General features: G+C 55.0%; 15 protein-coding genes. 6 read left to right on the forward strand and 9 right to left on the reverse strand.

The window, feature by feature from the left end; genetic code table 11:
- Positions 1 to 14: 14 nt before the first annotated feature.
- Positions 15 to 3,524 carry a DEAD/DEAH box helicase gene (locus tag Q371_RS27855; RefSeq protein ID WP_051963122.1) on the reverse strand — a complete coding sequence of 1,170 codons (3,510 nt, stop codon included), beginning with the start codon at positions 3,522 to 3,524 and terminating at the stop codon, positions 15 to 17.
- 117 nt (positions 3,525 to 3,641) lie between these two features.
- Between Q371_RS27855 and Q371_RS02965 the strand changes: the two genes are divergently transcribed.
- Complete coding sequence (locus Q371_RS02965) at positions 3,642 to 3,863, forward strand: hypothetical protein (protein WP_034335747.1); 222 nt, start codon at positions 3,642 to 3,644, stop codon at positions 3,861 to 3,863.
- Here the strand turns inward: Q371_RS02965 and Q371_RS02970 are convergent.
- A complete protein-coding gene (locus Q371_RS02970; RefSeq protein WP_051963123.1) occupies positions 3,842 to 5,251 on the reverse strand; it encodes an aminotransferase-like domain-containing protein in 1,410 nt (469 codons plus the stop codon). The two genes, Q371_RS02965 and Q371_RS02970, sit on opposite strands and share 22 nt — an antisense overlap.
- 15 nt (positions 5,252 to 5,266) lie before the next feature.
- Between Q371_RS02970 and Q371_RS02975 the strand changes: the two genes are divergently transcribed.
- The gene (locus tag Q371_RS02975; protein WP_211253792.1) at positions 5,267 to 6,298 is read left to right on the forward strand and encodes a threonine ammonia-lyase; all 1,032 of its coding nucleotides are present in this window, start codon (positions 5,267 to 5,269) and stop codon (positions 6,296 to 6,298) included.
- Positions 6,299 to 6,370: 72 nt separating this feature from the next.
- Here Q371_RS02975 and Q371_RS02980 read toward each other — a convergent pair whose 3' ends face one another.
- From Q371_RS02980 to Q371_RS25180, 3 genes are all read right to left on the reverse strand, one after another.
- Complete coding sequence (locus Q371_RS02980; protein ID WP_034335754.1) at positions 6,371 to 7,177, reverse strand: hypothetical protein; 807 nt, start codon at positions 7,175 to 7,177, stop codon at positions 6,371 to 6,373.
- 22 nt (positions 7,178 to 7,199) lie between these two features.
- Positions 7,200 to 7,949 (reverse strand): cytochrome c biogenesis CcdA family protein, encoded by a 750-nt coding sequence (locus tag Q371_RS02985; protein WP_051963124.1) that lies wholly within the window; start codon positions 7,947 to 7,949, stop codon positions 7,200 to 7,202.
- Positions 7,950 to 8,053: 104 nt separating this feature from the next.
- Positions 8,054 to 8,548 carry a thioredoxin family protein gene (locus Q371_RS25180; protein ID WP_051963125.1) on the reverse strand — a complete coding sequence of 165 codons (495 nt, stop codon included), beginning with the start codon at positions 8,546 to 8,548 and terminating at the stop codon, positions 8,054 to 8,056.
- A 102-nt stretch (positions 8,549 to 8,650) separates the two neighbouring features.
- Between Q371_RS25180 and Q371_RS02995 the strand changes: the two genes are divergently transcribed.
- Positions 8,651 to 9,250 (forward strand): RNA polymerase sigma factor, encoded by a 600-nt coding sequence (locus tag Q371_RS02995; protein WP_034335757.1) that lies wholly within the window; start codon positions 8,651 to 8,653, stop codon positions 9,248 to 9,250.
- Positions 9,240 to 10,652, forward strand: a complete 1,413-nt coding sequence (locus Q371_RS03000; RefSeq protein WP_034335760.1) for a hypothetical protein — start codon at positions 9,240 to 9,242, stop codon at positions 10,650 to 10,652. The genes Q371_RS02995 and Q371_RS03000 overlap by 11 nt, the downstream gene beginning before the upstream one ends.
- A 297-nt stretch (positions 10,653 to 10,949) precedes the next feature.
- On the opposite strand, the gene Q371_RS03005 is transcribed toward Q371_RS03000, so the two are convergent.
- Positions 10,950 to 11,843, reverse strand: coding sequence for a LysR substrate-binding domain-containing protein (locus Q371_RS03005; RefSeq protein WP_034335762.1), 894 nt, complete (start codon positions 11,841 to 11,843; stop codon positions 10,950 to 10,952).
- Between the two features lie 82 nt (positions 11,844 to 11,925).
- On the opposite strand from Q371_RS03005, the gene Q371_RS03010 reads away from it, so the two are divergent.
- Positions 11,926 to 12,933, forward strand: a complete 1,008-nt coding sequence (locus Q371_RS03010) for an SLAC1 family transporter (protein WP_169743777.1) — start codon at positions 11,926 to 11,928, stop codon at positions 12,931 to 12,933.
- A gap of 34 nt (positions 12,934 to 12,967) precedes the next feature.
- Here the strand turns inward: Q371_RS03010 and Q371_RS03015 are convergent, their stop codons facing one another.
- Positions 12,968 to 13,210, reverse strand: coding sequence for a hypothetical protein (locus Q371_RS03015; RefSeq protein ID WP_157442479.1), 243 nt, complete (start codon positions 13,208 to 13,210; stop codon positions 12,968 to 12,970).
- Between the two features lie 352 nt (positions 13,211 to 13,562).
- Here Q371_RS03015 and Q371_RS26780 point away from each other — a divergent pair, with 352 nt between their 5' ends.
- Entirely contained in the window at positions 13,563 to 13,739 is a 177-nt protein-coding gene (locus tag Q371_RS26780) for a hypothetical protein (protein WP_157442480.1), read from the forward strand.
- 81 nt (positions 13,740 to 13,820) lie between these two features.
- Here Q371_RS26780 and Q371_RS25185 read toward each other — a convergent pair whose 3' ends face one another.
- A complete protein-coding gene (locus Q371_RS25185) occupies positions 13,821 to 15,350 on the reverse strand; it encodes a cellulase family glycosylhydrolase (protein ID WP_051963126.1) in 1,530 nt (509 codons plus the stop codon).
- Between the two features lie 361 nt (positions 15,351 to 15,711).
- A complete protein-coding gene (locus tag Q371_RS03025) occupies positions 15,712 to 17,205 on the reverse strand; it encodes a glycoside hydrolase family 5 protein (RefSeq protein ID WP_051963127.1) in 1,494 nt (497 codons plus the stop codon).
- Between the last annotated feature and the right edge of the window lie 396 nt (positions 17,206 to 17,601).

Consider the following 17,601-nt stretch of genomic DNA (forward strand, 5'->3'; position numbering starts at 1 on the left):
TGTTCAAAATGGCGTCAAAGGGGCGCAAACAAGTTCTGCACGTCTTCTGCACTCAGGCTCTGGGCTTCGGCCAACCCACCTTCCAGCACCCCAGAGGCCAGTTGGGCTTTGCGTTCTTGCATCCCGAGGATTTTCTCCTCGATGGTGCCTTCGGTGATCAGTTTGTACACGAACACGGGCTTGTCCTGACCAATGCGGTAGGCGCGGTCTGTGGCCTGGTTTTCTGCTGCGGGGTTCCACCATGGGTCGAAGTGAATCACGGTGTCGGCTGCGGTCAGGTTCAGGCCCACCCCACCCGCTTTCAGGCTGATCAGGAACACATGGGTTTTCCCTTGCTGGAATTGCTCGATCTGGGTTTTGCGGTCCTGGGTTTCCCCGGTCAGTTTGGAGTAGGGAATCCCGAGTTCCTTCAGGGTTTCTTCCAGCAGACCAAGCAAAGTGGCAAATTGCGAGAACAGCAAGACCCTCTGGCCTTCTTCCAGCATGCCAGGCAGGGTGTCTTTCAGCCATTCCAGTTTCACGGAGGTTTTGACTTTGCGGGCCTCTGTCAGGGACAGCAAGCGCGGTTCGCAGCACACCTGTCGGAGTTTGAGCAGGGCATCCAGAATCATGATGTGGCTGCGGGCCAGTCCTTTGCTCTGGATTTCTTGCTGGACCTGTTTTTGCACCGACACCCTCAGGGTTTCGTAAAGGTCCCTTTGGGCACCGTCCAGAGGCAGATTCACCACCACTTCGGTTTTGGGGGGCAGTTCTTTGGCCACCTGGGTTTTGGTGCGCCTCAAAATGAAGGGTTTGATGCGTTTCGCAAGGGCAGTTCTGCGGTGCACATCCCCCTGTTTTTCGATGGGGGTTCGGTACAACTTCCCAAAGTGGTTGGTGTCTCCCAGAAATCCGGGCATCAGGAATTGAAACAAGGACCAGAGTTCCCCAAGGTGGTTTTCCAGAGGGGTTCCGGTCAGACACAGCCGATGCTGGGCTTTCAGCAGGAAGATGGCTTTACTGGTCGCGCTTTTGGCGTTTTTGATGTTTTGTGCTTCATCCAGAATGATGGTGTGGAAGGTGTGTCCAGAGAGCACCTCAAAATCTCTGGAAATCAGTGGGTAGGTGCTCAGAACAATGTCGTGGTCTTTGATTTTAGAGAAATCCTGTTTGCGTTGTGCCCCTTGCAGGATCAGCACTTTCAGCTCTGGGGTGAATTTGCGGGCTTCTGACATCCAGTTGTGCATCAAGCTGGTGGGGGCCACAATCAAGGCAGGCGAGGTGAGCCGTCCCTGTTCTTTTTCCAGCAGCAGGTGCGTGAGGGTTTGCAGGGTTTTCCCGAGCCCCATGTCATCTGCAAGGATGCCGTTCAGTCCGTATTCCCTCAGGAATTGCAGCCAATTGAGGCCTTCGTGTTGGTAGGGCCGGAGGGTGGCTTGCAGTCCTTTGGGCAGGTCAGCGGTTTGCAGCCCTTGAAAGTCACGCAGCTTTTTCCCCAGTTCGCGGAGTTTTTCGCCACCCTGCCACTCGGGTTGGATTTCGGCTTCCAGTTCTGCCAGTCGGGCCGCGTCCAAGAGGGGCATCCTGACTTTCCCGTCTTTCAGGCCGTCCTGTCCGTACAGTTCAATCAGGGTCCCGAGCAGTGAGCGGATGCGCCCCACCGGCATGGGCAGCATGCTGCGATCCGGCAAACGGGCGTACAGGGTGTCTTCGTCTGAGAAGGTTTTGAGCATTTCGGGATTGGTGCTGCGGATCAGGGACACCAGCAGAGGGAGCACACTGATTTTCTGACCTTCCACCATCACCCCGAGTTCCAGTCCAAACCAGTCGCTGCCTTCTTCCAGATCAGCGTACCAGTGGCTGACCTGCGAGAGGCGGAACTCAAAGGAAGGGTCAAACCGCACCTCCCACCCGAGTTTTTGCAGCCCTGGCACGTCTTCAGAGATGAAAGACAGCCAGGTTTGTTCTTCGGAGTAAAAGGGGGGTTTGTTGCTTCTGAACGTCCAGTGGTTCTTCAGGGTGTCAGGAATCCGGTTTTTCTGGACTTTTTCAGCCCGGTCCAATTTGAGTTTCTTGAGGGGTTTTTCGGTGGCCTGTTCTTTTTTCAGGTCTCTCTGAAGGGTGTAAACCACGCCGTTTTCAACCCTTTGCAGGATGGGGGAATCAAAATCCCTGACGGGCTCACCGTTGTAAGTCCATTCGAGGTGCAAGCTGTGCAGTTTGAAAGGGTAACTGTATGCGTTGTACCGCACCATCTGGGTGTACAGGGTGATGCGCGGAACCAGAGGGGCCTGCTGGCTCTGGATCGGCAAGGTGTGGGGCAGCGGATAGCGGTTCTGATGGCGGGCTTGCAAGTGTTGGGCAAAAGCCGTGCTGTGCAAGGGTGAGAGGGCTGGGATGCTCAGGAAGCGTTGCGCTTCTTGTTCCGAGACCGGCAACTCCACCCGTCCGATTTCCTTGGTGTGCACATCCAGATACCACGGACGGGCATGGGGCAAGACCACGGTGCCTTCAGGTTCCACTTGCAACACAGGCCTCTGGGTACCGTCCGAAGCGGTTTTCCATCCCAGAGTCCCTTTGCGCGTTTCGCCTGTGGTGATGGGTTGGTCCCAGTGGTCTTGCAGGTACACCCGTCCAGTGTCCAGCAACGCTTGCAACACATGCCCTGTGAGGGGAAGGTCTTGCAGCCCATGCCAGTCCTGCACCTGCCCGAGCGCCACCTTGAGGGGAAGGTCTCGGGCCACATACTGGGCATCTGAAAACCCAGAGGTGTAGGGTTTGACATCACTGAGGCCCTGCTTGCTGATCCTTGCGGAATACACCTCGAAGTGCAGGTTCGTTTGGCCTTTCTGGTCGGATCGCACTTGCACCACAAACAGCAACGTGTGATTGAGCGCTCTGGGGGCTTCAGGGGCATCCAGCCAGTTTTGCAACTCTGGAGACAGGTTGAGGGCAGGTGTAGCGTCTTCTGCCCGGTCTGGATGTACAGTGGATGCATCAGAAACACCCTCCTCAGACTCCAACAAAGGCCACAGGTCCTGCCAGAGCTTGGCATCAAACTTGCTCTGGGTGGTTTTGGGGGCTTTGCGGTACACCTCCCGAAGTTGACCCAGATAAGGCTCGTGCAGGGAGCCTCGCTGTTCCCAGACAAATTGGACCAACTGGAACAGTTTTTTCTCTTTTGCATTCAGGGTGGGTTCTGGTTTCACAGGCTCTGGCTTTGGAGAGACCACCACCGCAGGCTTTTCTTGCAGTTGTTCTGTGGCCACAATCAGCGCTGCTGCCACATGCTTGCAATTGAATCCCACATAGCAAGAACATCCTCCAGAGATGTTCAGCCTTCCTTTTTTGTGATCAATTTCAATGCTCTGGATGTACTCTTCACGGCTGCTGGCGCTTCTGACTTTGCTGTACAGTTCGGTCCCGTCGGCCTGCCAGTTGATGAACTTGACAGCCTTGTCGCGCACCAGTCCTTGGGCTCTGGACCAGACGCCAGAGGGGAAACAAGCTTTGAGGTCCTGTAAGGTCAATGGGATTGCAGCCATTTCGGAATCAGCATAGCCTTTTTGAAAGGCTCAAGGGGCAAGGACGTTTGCCCACCCCCTCAGGGACATCTCTGGCCTCCAGATGTGTTAAGGTGATGCGGTTTTTGAAGGAGAATCATGCCAGAGCACATCTTGCAATTCATCACCGAAAAAGGTCCAGAGTCCGTTCCTGCAAGCCGCATCTTTGCTGTTGTGGAGGGGGCCAGACCCCACACCTGTTACGTGCACCTGCGTGCCCTGGGTCCCCACAGCCGTCCGAAAATGATGGTGGTCGAGGAGGACCTGATGGAACTGGAGTTGCGCTGTCCGTTCCTGTTTCAGGATGCCGTGTTGGCCTGAACGTTTTGGCTGGCCTCCACAAGTCCAGAGACCGCCTGAGCGATCTGCACCTGTTCGATGCCTGCAAAGCTGAGGCGCAGGAATGCCCCTTCTTTTTCTGCTGGGAACCACGCCTGTCCGGCAGACACCTGCACTTGTTTTTGCAGGGCTTGCAATGAAAAGGATGGGTCGTCCATGCCCTCTGGAAGCTCCACCCAGAGGTAAAATCCACCTGATGGGGTATGGTGGATGCGCCATGCGGGTAGGCGCAGTTTCAGTTCAGTGGTCAGGGTCTGCTGTCTGGCTTGCAGGATGTTTTGCAGGTTCTGGAGGTGCTTGGGCCACCTTTTGCTGGTGACCACTTCCAGAGCGGCCTCCTGCATCACGCCGGTCACGAAAAGGTCTCCAACCACCAGTGCTGCACTGAGCCTCTGGCGGATGGGGCCTCTGGCAGCAATGGCAGCAATGCGGAAGCCCGCAGCCACAGGCTTGGTCAATGAGTACACATGAATCACCTGTTCTGGGGCCAGAGTGACCAGATGGGGCGGAGGGGCACCTTGAAAAGAGAGGTCCTGCGCTGCTCCATCTTCAATGATCAGGACGCCGTGCTTTTTGCAGATCCTGAGGATCTCCTGTCGTCTTTCCAGAGTCCAGCACACCCCTGTGGGGTTCTGGTGGGTGGGTTGGCAGGCCAGCAACCGTGCCGGGGTGTGTTGCAACACCTGTTCCAGCAGGTCAGGGCGCATCCCGTGTGCATCCATGGGAATGGGAATGGGTTTCATGCCCTGAGAACGCAAAATCGCCAGTGTCCCGAGGTGGCACGGAGATTCCACCAGCACAGGGGTGTTTGGAAGGTGCGACAAAACCGAGAAAATGCTGGAAAGGGCGCTCTGGGCTCCGGCAGTGATCAGGATGTCTGAGGCCTGCACCCCGAGTTTGCCAGCAAACCAGTTTCGCAGGGGGGGCAATCCCTCTGGAGGCACCCGGTCCCACACCAGAGGCCTGCGAGAGGCTTTTTGCATGGCTTCCGCCAGAAGTTGGGTGGGCTGCAAACTGGAATCCAGATAACCGCTTCCCAGAGAGAGCAGTCCTGTGGGAGGAGGGGTGTACAGGCTCTGGAAGTCCTGCTGCACCCCCGGACTGGCCCCGAGCAGCACCGATTGCCAGCCATAATCCTGTTGTGGGGTGACCACAGGGGCAACCTCTGCTTTAAAAAGGCCTTTGCCTGCTCTGGAAACAGCTTTCCCTTCCTGAATCAGTCTGGAAAACACTTTCTGGATGGTGTTCGGACTGGCCTGATGCTGGGCCACCAGCGTGCGTGAAGACGGCAGGCTGTCTCCTGCTTGCAGGGTCAGCAGGTGTTTGAGGAGGTCCTGATAAATGCGTTCGGTGGCACCCGTTTCAGACATGTGCTATCATTCTATATGAATAATACCGATAGCGCTACTCATTCTCAGGCTGTAGCACCCACCCCCTCTGAAAACATGCTGGAACACTGGAAAAGCCTCTGGCCTTCATTTCACGAGGTGTTGCAAGCCAGACAGGTGCTCTCCAGACACCTGTTCAAAACCCCATTGCTGTCTTATCCCGGCCTGAACCGCTGGATCGGCACAGAACTCCTCATCAAGCATGAAAACACCCACCAGACCGGGGCTTTCAAAGTGCGCGGAGGGCTGTACCTGCTTTCACAACTGTCCCCAGAGGAACTGCAAAGGGGCGTGATCACCTACTCCACTGGAAACCACGGTCAATCCATTGCCTACGCAGCCCAACAGCACGGCATCAAAGCCACCATCGTGATGCCAGAGGAAGCCAACCCCCTGAAAGTGCAGGCCATGCAAAACCTCGGGGCAGAGGTGCTGCTGGTCGGGCACCGCTTCGATGATGCCCGTGAACATGCAGAACACCTGTCCAGAACGCACGGGTACCGCCTCATTCAGGCAGCCAATGAACCGCGCATTGTTGCCGGAGTGGGCACCATCGCTCTGGAGATGCTGGAAGAAGCCCCTGATCTGGATGTGATCATGGTGGCGGTGGGAGGGGGCAGCAGTGCAGCAGGCACCTGTCTGGCTGTACAGGCCATGAAGCCCTCCTGTCAGGTGATTGCCATACAGGCCGAAGGCTCTCCTGCCTCTTTCCTTTCTTGGAAAAACCAGAGCCTGCTCAGCGCCCCCAACGAAACCTTTGCTGAAGGCCTTGCCACAGGCGCAGGATACGGCCTGACCCAGAGCATCATGCAAGCCCACCTGTACGACTTTGTGCTGGTCTCCGATGAAGACATCCGTCAGGCCATGCGCCGTTACCTGACCGACGCCCACACCCTCACCGAAGGGGCCGGAGCTGCAAGCCTCGCAGGGGCCTACAGCATCCGTGAACAACTTCAGGGCAAGAAGGTTGGGGTGATCCTCTCTGGCGGAAACAGCTCTCTGGAACACCTGAAAAGCCTGCTGAACTAGAACATTTGACAGGGAAACAACAGGTTTTTTGTAAACGAGGAGACTCCAGAAACAGAGGATTCTCCTCTGGTTTTATGGATCAATGGAGTCCAGCTTTTTTTGCAAGTAAGGGGTCTGTTCAAGCAGCACAGCCCCTGCTTGCTGGTACAGCAACACCGTCTCCAGAGGATCTCCCCACGACTGCATCTGGATGTCCTTCACGTGCCCCACCACCCGAGAAACAAAAGCCAGCGCCAATTCCGGGGTACGGTGCTCTGGAACGATGCCAGGAGCGTCCAGCACCCAGTGTCCATCCCACCAGTCAATACGGCAGATCCCGACATGTTCTTGCTGGTGCTGCAAAAACCAGATGTGCTCTGCTGGCACCATGCCCAAGAGGTCCTCAACGGTTCTGGCGTTGGGTTCGTGGTGCCCCACCTGACCCGAGTATCCCTTTTTCAGAATTTCGAGCAATACCACTGGGTCTTGCACTTCTGAGTAAGGCAACAGCCCAAAACCCTCTGGCAAAACATGCTCTGGAACCTCTGCCCACCTGAGTGAACGGTAGGCACCCACCTCTTCAAAGCCTTGCTGGATGGCCCCCTCGTAACGCCAACTCCCCGAAGGGGCTTCCAGCAGCACAGCGGTGGCTTGCAAGTCTCTGGCCCTTTTTTCTGCCAGAACCAGCAGGCTTTGCCAGTCGGTTGGGGTTCGGTGCTCGGGGGTCAGGTACAGGAGCATCTGCGACACGCCCTCAAAAGGGAGGCCCATCCAGAGGACACCTGCACCCTGACCTTGCACCAGATGAAACTGGCACTCGCTGGACTTCATTCTGAACACACCCAGCAGGGGATGGTCTTCTTGGGGGGCTTTTGCAATCAGGGTTTCCCAGTGGGTCATGGGTTCATGGTACGGGATGGGGTCACTGTTTTTGCAAATCCTGCAATCCGTCTTGCACCCCTCTGGCGTCTTCCAGAGAAAAAATCCAGTTCAGGTAACCGCTGTTGTTTTCCACAAACCAGGTTTGCAGTTGACGGTCCCATCCCAGAAACATGCCTGCACCAAACACCACCAAGAGCACCCCGAAGCTTCGCTGCAACCCGCCCAGAGCATCAAAAAGCCCGGGAACGCGGTTCAAAAGGGCCCGGCCTCCCAGCATCACAGCCACCATGGGAATGGCTGCGCCCAGAGCATAAGCTGTGGTGATGGCTGCGGTTTGCGCGGTCACGGTGCCATTGAGGGCAAGGGTGATCACACTGGCCAGAATGGGTCCAACGCAAGGGGTCCAGAGCAAGCCCAGACTGAGTCCCATCAACAGGCCACCCACAAATCCATCCTGAGGGCCTTTCTGAAGCCCTCCCACACTGCCCATGCTGCTGGTGAGCCTTTCAAACCTCTGGTGCAGGGCAGGAACCACCAGCACCAGACCGAACACCATCAGCAAAACGATGCTGAAAACCCTCAGGGTGTCTGCACCAATGCCGAGCAGCCTCACCAGAGAACTCAGGAAAAGGGTGAAGAACACGAAGCTGAGCAGAAACCCCACAATGATTCCGATGGGCCTCCCCCGACCACCCACCGTTCCAGAGAGCAAAACCGGCAAAATGGGCAGCACGCAGGGAGAAGCAATGGTCAAAACGCCAGCCAGAAAAGCCACCAACAGCAACACCATTCAGAAACTCCTTTGAAAGCCTTGGACAGAAGAACAAGAGGCTGTTTCTCTGGTCAAGAGGTTTTGAAACAGGAGGATTTGTATTGATCCTCCCATTTCACGGATCAACGCTGTAGGGCAGCGAGGATTTCTTTGAGGCCTCCGCCGGACCAGGTTTTCAGGGCTTTTCCAGAGGCATCCACCTGCACAAAAGTGTGCTGGTAGGTGATGTTGTATTTGGTTTTGAGGGCTTTTTCTTTGTCGTAATCCACTTTGAAGACCACCACGTTTTCGGGGATGGTCTGCACCTTGGATTTGAGGTCTTTGTCTGCCCCCTGACAACTCGGGCACCATGAGGCCGCGAAGAACAGCACCCGTTTTTTGTCTCTGGCCGCATTGAACGCTTTGAGGGTGTAAGCCACATAGCCTTCATGCATGTGCATGTCTTTCATCCCGTCTTTCATCCCGTCTTTCATCCCGTCTTTCATTTCGGTTTTCATGGCTGGATCCTGCATGGAGTCTTTCATCGAATCCTTCATCGAGTCCTGTGCCAGGCCCAGACCAGCGGTCAGGGAAAGAAGTCCAAGGGCGATCAGGGCAAATGTGTGCGGTTTTTTCATGGTCCACCTCCTGTGGTGATGGAGGTACGGAGCCAACCCTTCAAAAAGTTCAATTGAACCTGAAGGGTGCCCCAATGCGTATCTGTCTGCAGAGGATCCTCCATGCTGCAAACCCCAAACCGTACACTGGGATTGATGCCCAACCCTGCCACCGATGCCGAACTGGTGGTTCGGCTCCACCGCCACGACGAAACGGCCCTTTCAGAGCTGTATGACCGCTACATCCACGCGGCTTACGGGCTGTGCATGCGCGTGCTTGAAGACCCCGAAGCTGCACAGGAGGTGGTGCAAGATGCCTTCTTGAAACTCTGGAACCGTCCCGAGTTGTATGATCCTGCCAGAGCCAGTTTTGCGGCTTTTTTCATGACCCTGATTCGAAACATGGCCATTGACCATCTGAGGAAGCGGCGCAACGAGGGCAGCATTTACGATGAAGAAGGCGAACTGCTGCCGTTCTCTGATCCGGGTTTGACCTTGCAGGACCGGGCAGAGTTGCAGGATCTGGGGGGCCGATTGAGGCAAGGGCTTTCACAACTGAGTGCAGCCCATCAGGAAACGGTGGAAAGGGCTTTTTTCAAAGGAGAATCCAGAGAAGACATCGCAACGGCCATGCAGGTTCCGCTGGGCACGGTGAAAAGTCGCCTCAAGTACGCTCTGGACAAATTGCGTCTGGCCCTGAAAGGACTCAGAGATGAACTGTGAAACGTGTCAGCATCACCTGACCGACCTGCTCTGGCACAGCAAGGCTTTGCCCAGTGAGGCGCAAATCCACCTTGAAAGCTGTGCAGAATGCCAGTCTGTTCAGGCAGATTTGCAGGCCATCCTTCAGGGTTTACAGTGGAGTGAGCAGAAGACAGAGCAGTGGACAGAGGGGAAGGAAGCAGAAGTTCCCGTTCAACTCAAAACCCGTGTGATGCAGCAAGCCACCCAAGCCTTGAGCTGTGAACAGGCCCAGTCGTTGCTGCTGGAACCTGCAGAGGGGTTGTCCTCTGGTGCCCTGAACCGCTTGAACGAACATGTGCAGGGCTGTGCAGATTGTCAGGCTTACCGTCAGGATCTGGAGCGCATCAAAACCGCTCTGGTGCATGCTGCGCCTGCCAGATTGCCTCCAGCAGAGCTCAAAAGCCGCATCATGGGTCAAATCAAACGCCCAAGTTCGTCCCAGAGGGCGTGGTGGGGTGTGGGGATGGCTGCCACGGTCGCTGCGGTGTTGTGGATGGGATCGTTGCTGACCCCATCGGCAACGGCAAGACTTGCTCCATCTCCGAGTGTGGTGGTGGGGGCAGGGGGTGCTGTGGTGTTCGCCAACAACAACCTGAGTGCGCCTGTGGTGATGCTGGGGCCAGACGGTGAGGTGTTCCGCTTGTCCATGAAAGTGGCATCTGTGCCTTATTTCACGGAAGCTGTGGCAGAAGGAGACCGGGTTTACCTGCTGGACACCGCCAACCAGTTGCTCTCGGTGATCAATGTGAAGACGCGTGTTCTGGAAAGGACGTACAGCATCCATGCAGGGGCCAGTGGCCTGAGTGTCCAGCAAGGCCGTGTTTTCGTGAAGTGTGCCCTCAGTGGGTACCTGACCTCCATTGGCAAGGAGGGTTACGTCACCGAAATCCAGCTGGACAACAGCAGCAACATCCCCAGAGAAGCCTTCATGGATGCTGTTCTGGCTGTGCAGGACAATTTGCTGGTCACACACCACACTTCAGGTAAAATCTTTGAGGTGAATCCGCGAACCCTGAAAGTCACCCGAACCCTGAAGGTGGGGGGAGAACCTGTGGCATTGAACCGTTACCAGCAGGGCGTGCTGGTGCTGGACCATCAGGGCAGGTTGCTGGAATTGAAAAACGGGCAGGTCCAGAGGGAACTGAAACTTCCCGGACACCCAGACAAAATGACCGTTGCGAGCACCTCGGCATATCTTTCTGATCGCAGCGGAAAGGTTTTGACCGTGGACCTTGAGCAATGGAAAGTGGTCCAGCAGAAGGCGTTTGCGCACCCCATGGACTTGACCACTTTGCCTGATGGATCACTGGCCATGGCAGATCTGGATGGAGGAATCAAAATGCTCAACCGGAATCTGGAGGTGCAAGAAGAAATTCTTTGAGAAATTCTTTGAACTGAGTCAAAACAAAGTCCTTGCCCACCCGGATGTGACCAAACCTCAGGCACACTTCAGAGCACTTTGTTAAAATCTTTTCATGAACGCTTGATGGGTTCACCTGTGCACTTCTCATGTTCAGCGGCAGTTTTCATTCAGATGGATTCTTTTGAATTGCACATCCCTTTTCATTTGATTTCACCTCCCACTGTTTACGCCACTCACCCTGCATGGTTGATTTTTGCAAGGCCCACTGGCACAGACTGCTTCAAAACCCATTCCCCCACCCCCAGAAGGTGGGGTTCATTCATTGGATTTGAGGTGTTCCAGAAAGGCCTTCCCTGCTCTGGACAGCACTTCCAGAGGGGGACGCACCACCCTCAGGTCCCGCACCAGTCCGGGCAAATCCACCTCCAGTTGCACCAGTTCGCCTGATCGCACTTCCCTTTGGACCGTCAACTCTGAAAGAAACGCAGCCCCGAGACCCTGCATGACCGCCTCTTTAACCGCTTCTGTGCCAGCCAATTCCAGCACGGTCTGAACGGTCACTCTGGCCTGTTGAAGGGCACCTTCGGCCACTTCACGGGTGCCAGAGCCTCTTTCCCGCCAGATCACAGGCAGGTGGTGCAGCTCTGGCACAGCAAGCCGGGATCGGTTGGTCAGAGGGTGCATTTGGCCAATCACCAGCACCAGACGGTCCTGACGGAAGGTTTCCACCTCCAGATCTGCAGGCAGGGTGGGCAAATGGCCTTCCAGCAAAGCCATTTCACAGCGGGCATCCAGCAGGAGTTGCAGCACTTCACGGGTGTTGCCCTGTTGGACCTGCAACTGCACCTGAGGGTGTTGCTGGTGGTACACCGAGAGCACCCTCGGGAGGATGCTGGCTGCAATCGTCAAACTGGCAGACAGGCGCAGAGATCCAAACTGCAAACCATGCCATTCTTGAAGGGCTCTGGTGGTGCCTTCCAGAGCCCGCCTGACCTGCCTTGCATGGGGAAGCAGTTGCTCTCCTGCTGGAGTCAGGCGCACCCCATAGCGGTGACGCGCAAAGAGCGGTTCTCCCACACGCCCGGTCAGCAATTTGATCTGGTTGGACACTGCAGGCTGGGTCAAATGAAGCTGTTCTGCTGCAAGGCTCAGGCTCCCCAGTTCGGCCACTTTCAGGAAGGTCAGCAGGTGCTCGGGGTTGAGGTTCACCAGAACAAGATATCAATTTTTTGAATGGTTTTTTTCATTTCTTTATTTGATTTGATATCTGCTGCCGACTATGCTGGTCCACATGCAAACTCTTCTGAAAGTCCCTTTTCTGACTTTGGAGGGACCTGAATTCACACCCCAATGGTTTGCCATCACCATGGGAACCGGAATTCTGGCTTTGCTGATTTCACAATTCACTTTTGCTGCTGCCCATTTCATTGCACTAAGCCTGTGGGTCCTCAATTTTGGATTGTTTCTGACCTTTTGTGTGGTGGGTGCCCTCAAGTACCGATCCAGAGCAGCCAGAGCAGATTTGCTGCACCATCCCACCCAGCCGTTCTTTCTGGGTACCCTGCCGATGGGTCTGTGCACCCTGATCAACGGACTGCTCCATTTCATTGGGCCATCCAGCTTGCCCTGGGCCATCGGATTGTGGATTTTGGATGTCCTGCTGTCTGTGGGTTGCCTGATGTTGCTGCCTGTTTTGCGAAAAGGCCGCACCCTGACCCCTTTGTGGTTGTTGCCTCTGGTGCCTTGTGGCGTCGCAGCAGTGGGCGCCACCCAATTGATGAACCTGCTGCCAGACACCCACACGGACATTTTTCTGTACAGCGGTTGTGCGCTGTGGGGCCTTTCGGTGCCTGCTGCTCTGGTGGTGATTGGGCAGTTGATCGGACAGTTTCGGAAAAAGGGTCTGCCTTCACATCAGGAGGTTTTTGGACTGTTTTTACCGATTGGACCTCTGGCCACGGGCGCACTGGGGTGGTTCAATCTTGGACAACACACCAGTGGGATCCTGTACGACACCGCCCTCCCTGTGGCCAACCTGTTGTGGGGTGCAGCAGCCATCTGGGTGTGTTTTGCCTTGATGCGCCTCCAGAAAGCCTTTCAGCAACCTCTGGCTTTCCATCTGGGATGGTGGGGCCTCACTTTTCCAGTGGGGGCCTTTGCCTTGACCACCCTGACCCTGGCAGGACACACCCACCTACCGGTGTTGCAACAGGTGGGTGCTTTGATGGTGGTTTTGATCGGGATGTTGTGGATGCTGGTGGGTGGGAAAACCCTGAAGCTCTGGCAGGTCCTTCCCTGATCCCTGCTCTGGACTCAGCCGAAGTTTGCGGAAATCAGCGCCGGACTTCTTCCAGAGACCGTTCAACCGCTGGGGTGGACAATTCTGAAGATGCAACGTGCTGAGGGCGATGTTGATGCACAGAAGTCCGTCTGCGTTTGCGACGCTTGCGGGCCTTCTTGCGTTTTCCAAAAAGCGATTCAAAGGCCTGAGGTCCACCTTGCATGTACAGGAACACCCCTCCAACCGCAACTGTAACAAGCAAAGCTGGCAATATGATGGCAACAATTTCATCCATGATTCTGCCATCATAACAGACAGCCAAAAAACTTTTGTCTTGATTGATCACATTTGGCAGATCTGGACTTGCAAAATGAATTTTACAATTCAAATTCAACAACAACACAATCCATCAAGATGGTCCCCTGTGATTTGAGATGTGAACCAAAATTCAGTTTCGCTTCATTTGTAAAACATGTTTCACATTCAAATCATTGTGCACAATGTTCCAAAAAGTGCTTCCTGCGAGGAACTGTACCCAATCCAACTGAGGCACAGCACCATTGTCTTGAAAATGAATCCAGCTTTTCCTTCAGCAGGTTTTTGATTTCCCGATCAACATCTCTCAAAGCCACACAGAGGAGTCAGCCATGTCCGATCCCAGAGCACCCCTGCAACCAGACAACACCCCTGACATCAATCCCGGCGATCCTGCCCCTTTTCCCATTCCCGAGCAGGACATCGGGCAGTCCCCAGAGGCACCCGAGTTGCCTGAAATGCCTGTACCCAACACAGGTGACAAAAGCGGACACCAGCGGGAGTTGTGAATCCATCCAGCAAGATGGGCCAGTGCAAACTGGCCCATCTGTTTTTGCTGTGTTTTGCTCGGGTGTCTGTGGTGATGAAACTTACTGCAAAGTCACTTGATCCACGTAGATGGAGGAATTTCCAGAGCTGTTGGAAGGTGAAGTGAACTCCACACCAATCTCTTTGACATCTCCCAGATTGGGCACACCCGAAAGGTTGAGGGTCAGGGTGGTGGAGGTGTTGCCATTGATGGTCACAGCACCGCTGCCATACCAGCTCCAACCTGCACCGGTTTTCACGAAGATCTTGGCGGTCACACCACTGCCGGGATTGCCCCAAGAGGCATGCTTCACCCGGGCACGCAAGGCTGTTTTGCCAGAGAGGTTGCGCTGGGCAGTGTTTTTCAGCTCGTACCTCCGGTTGCCAAAAGTCACATCGGCTTTGAGAGAGTTGCTGCCACTGGTGGCCCACTCATTCACTGACCAAGGACCTGCATTGACGGCCCATCCGGTCCAGCCCTGTGTGTCCCCTTCGAAGTTGAACAGGGTTTGTTCGCTGGGGGTGGTGGTTCCACCTCCAGTGCCGCCCCCTGTGCTGCCACCTCCGCCTGTGATGCCGTCAAACACGGTGGCTGTTCTGGACCCGCTCATGTCTGCAAAGATCATGTTGCCCCAACCGGTTGGGCTATTCGCATTGAAACCGTTCACCATGTCCAGAGCTGCGGTGGAACTGTCGTTGCCGGACCATGACCAGCCAATGTAACCGTTCACTCTGGATTTGGAGCTGCTCATGATGGTTCCGGCATCCACATAGCTGCCTTTGTGGGAGTTGGCAAACTCACCCACCACCAGAGGCATTCCAGCGTTTGCAAAAGCGTTGATGTAGTCGTTCACTTTGCTGGACGTGTTGTACACCTCGTACATGTGCACACTGAAAATCACGTTTTTCTGAGGGTCACTGTTGAAGACCGAGGAGGCGTTGCTCCGCATGGTGTTGGACCAGTCCTGACCCCAGTTGGGCGCGTCCACCATCAGGGCATGGTTGATGCCATTGTTGCGCAGTTTCTGGATGGCCGATTGGGTGTCCCATGCCCAACTTCCGGTGTTGTTGTTGCCGTGGGGTTCGTTGCCGATGTTGATGATGGCGTAGGCTTCTTGCCCGACCAGAGCATTTTTGACTTCCAGCCAGTAATTCACAGCGTTATCGAGGGTGCAGGCACCACCATCATCCCCATAGCCGGTGGTGTCGTGGACTTCCAGAACGGCCACCATTTTGTTGGTCTTGGCCAGGTTGATCAGGCTGGTGATTTCAGAGGCGGGACTCTTGTACCATCCACGGCAGCCGCTGCTCAGCACATAGCGGACGCTGTTGGCCCCTCTGGCACGCATGGCAGGAACGGCACTGTTGGTGGTGGAGTTGTACCAAGCATGGGGTTGGTTGACCCCCTGAAAGATGAACGGCACGCCGTTGGCATCCACCAGCTTGCCGTTTGCCACGTAAAAACCTGGAGCCTGTTTGTTGATCTGGGATGCACCGATTTCCGCAGGGGCTGAACCTTGACTGCAGGCAGTGAGGGCAAAACCGGTCAGAAGCATCAGGGAAAGGTTGCGCTGGTGATGGGTGGATTTCATGGGAACCTCCAGAGGGCAAACAGACACCTTGTCAGGTGACTGCAAAAAGAGTCCTGAACATCTCGGAACAAAGGATGCTGTTACGTTGGGTTTTCGTTGGTGAATGGATTGTTACATAAACAAATCCAGCTTGCAACAGATGTATAGACAGGTTTTCAGAATTCGATCAAAAGCCGTCCCATACAACATAATACTTTTATTACATTTTGAGATTTTCGCTTGCATGAGGCAATATTTTCAATCCCCCTCTTCTGAAAACAAAATCAAGTTTCGTAACAGAACAAACCGTTTCTCTGGCCCAAAGACAACCAAAAAAGACCAGCTTGCGCTGGTCTTTTGCGTTGATCGTGAAAAGGGTGGGTTACTGGATGCTCACCTGATCCACGTAAATGGCAGAGTTTCCAGAGCTGTTGGTGGGTGAGGTGAACTCCACACCAATCTCTTTGACATCCCCGAGGTTGGCCACACCAGAAAGGCTCATGCTGAGCGTGGTTGCGGTGCTGCCGTTGATGGTTTGTGCAGGACCAGAGTACCAGGTCCAACCTGCACCGGTTTTCACGAAGATCTTGGCGGTCACACCACTGCCAGCGGTGCCCCAGGAAGCGTGTTTGACCCTTGCACGCAAGGTGGTTTTGCCAGAGAAGCTGCGGGTGGTGGTGTTCTTCAGTTCGTATTTGCGGTTTCCGAAAACCACATCGGCTTTGAGGGAGTTGCTGCCGTTGGTGGCCCACTCATTCACCGACCAAGGACCCGCAGCCACGTTGGTTCCCGTCCAGCTCTGGGTGCTCCCTTCGAAGCTGAACAGCACCGTCTCGCCTGTGGTGGGAGGGGTGGTGGTGCCTCCAAAAACCGTGGCGATTTTGGCAGTGCTCATGTCTGCAAAGATCATGTTGCCCCAGGAGGTTGGGCTGCTGGCATTGAAGCCGTTCACCATGTCCAGAGCCGCTGTGGAACTGTCGTTGCCGGACCATGACCAGCCGATGTAGCCGTTCACTCTGGATTTGCTGGCACTCATGATGGTGGCTGCATCCACATAGCTGCCTTTGTGAGAGTTGGCAAATTCACCAATCACCAGAGGCATTCCAGCGTTGGCAAACGCATTGATGTAGTCGTTGACTTTGGTTGCGGTGTTGTACACCTCGTACATGTGCACGCTGAAAATCAGGTTCCTCTGGGGATCGCTGGTGAAAATGGAGGAAGCGTTGCTGCGCATGGTGTTGGACCAGTCCTGACCCCAGTTGGGCGCGTCCACCATCAGGGTGTGGTTGATGCCATTGTTGCGCAGTTTCTGGATGGCGGCCCGGGTGTCTGCAGCCCAGTTGCCCACATTGTTGTTGCCATACGGCTCGTTGCCGATGTTGATGATGGCGTAGGCTTCCTGTCCCACCAGAGCATTTTTGACTTCCAGCCAGTAGTTGGCGGCATTGTCCAGCGTGCATGCACCTGTGTCTTCGCCGTAACCGGTGGTGTCGTGGACTTCCAGGACGGCCACCATTTTGTTGGTTTTGGCCAGGTTGATCAGGCTGGTGATTTCAGAGGCGGGGCTCTTGTACCATCCACGGCAGCCACTGCTCAGCACAATCCGCACACTGTTGGCATTCTTGCCACGGATGGCAGGGATGGCGGTGTTGGTGGTGGAGTTGTACCAAGCGTGGGGCTGGTTGACCCCCTGAAAGATGAACGGCACGCCGTTGGCATCCACCAGTTTGCCGTTTGCCACATAAAAACCCGCAGCCTGCTTTTCAAGTTGGGTCTGTGCAGAGCTGTCCAGAGCAGGGCTCTGGCTGCAAGCGGTGAGGGCAAAGGCAGTCAAAAGCAGAAAAGAGACATTGCGTTGGTGGGGGGTGAATTTCATGGGAACCTCCAGAGGGCAAGACCTGTGCTCCACCAGACATGGGTCACACCAAAAGGCAAGACAGCACACGCCTGAGAAGCGTCAGAAATGGGTTTTCGTTGGTGAATGGATTGTTACATAAACATTGCATCGTTTCAAGGGTCGTATAGACATCTTTTTCAGAATTTTGACAAACAGGTCAGCCACAGGAACAGATTTATCCATACACCCTGTTACGGTTCAAAGGTGCATATTAGTAAACATCCAAAATTCAGCCTTTTCGCTCTCCCTCTGCATTTGTCACCCATGCAAGCACCCTTTTTGCCTGTTGACTTTGACGCGCAATTCTGAAAATCTATTGCATCGCCCAGAGACGGATCTTCCCTCTCTGTCAGCAGACTGCTGCCCCACAGCAAC

This window comes from Deinococcus misasensis DSM 22328 (genome assembly GCF_000745915.1).
In the GTDB taxonomy this organism is placed as follows: domain Bacteria; phylum Deinococcota; class Deinococci; order Deinococcales; family Deinococcaceae; genus Deinococcus_C; species Deinococcus_C misasensis.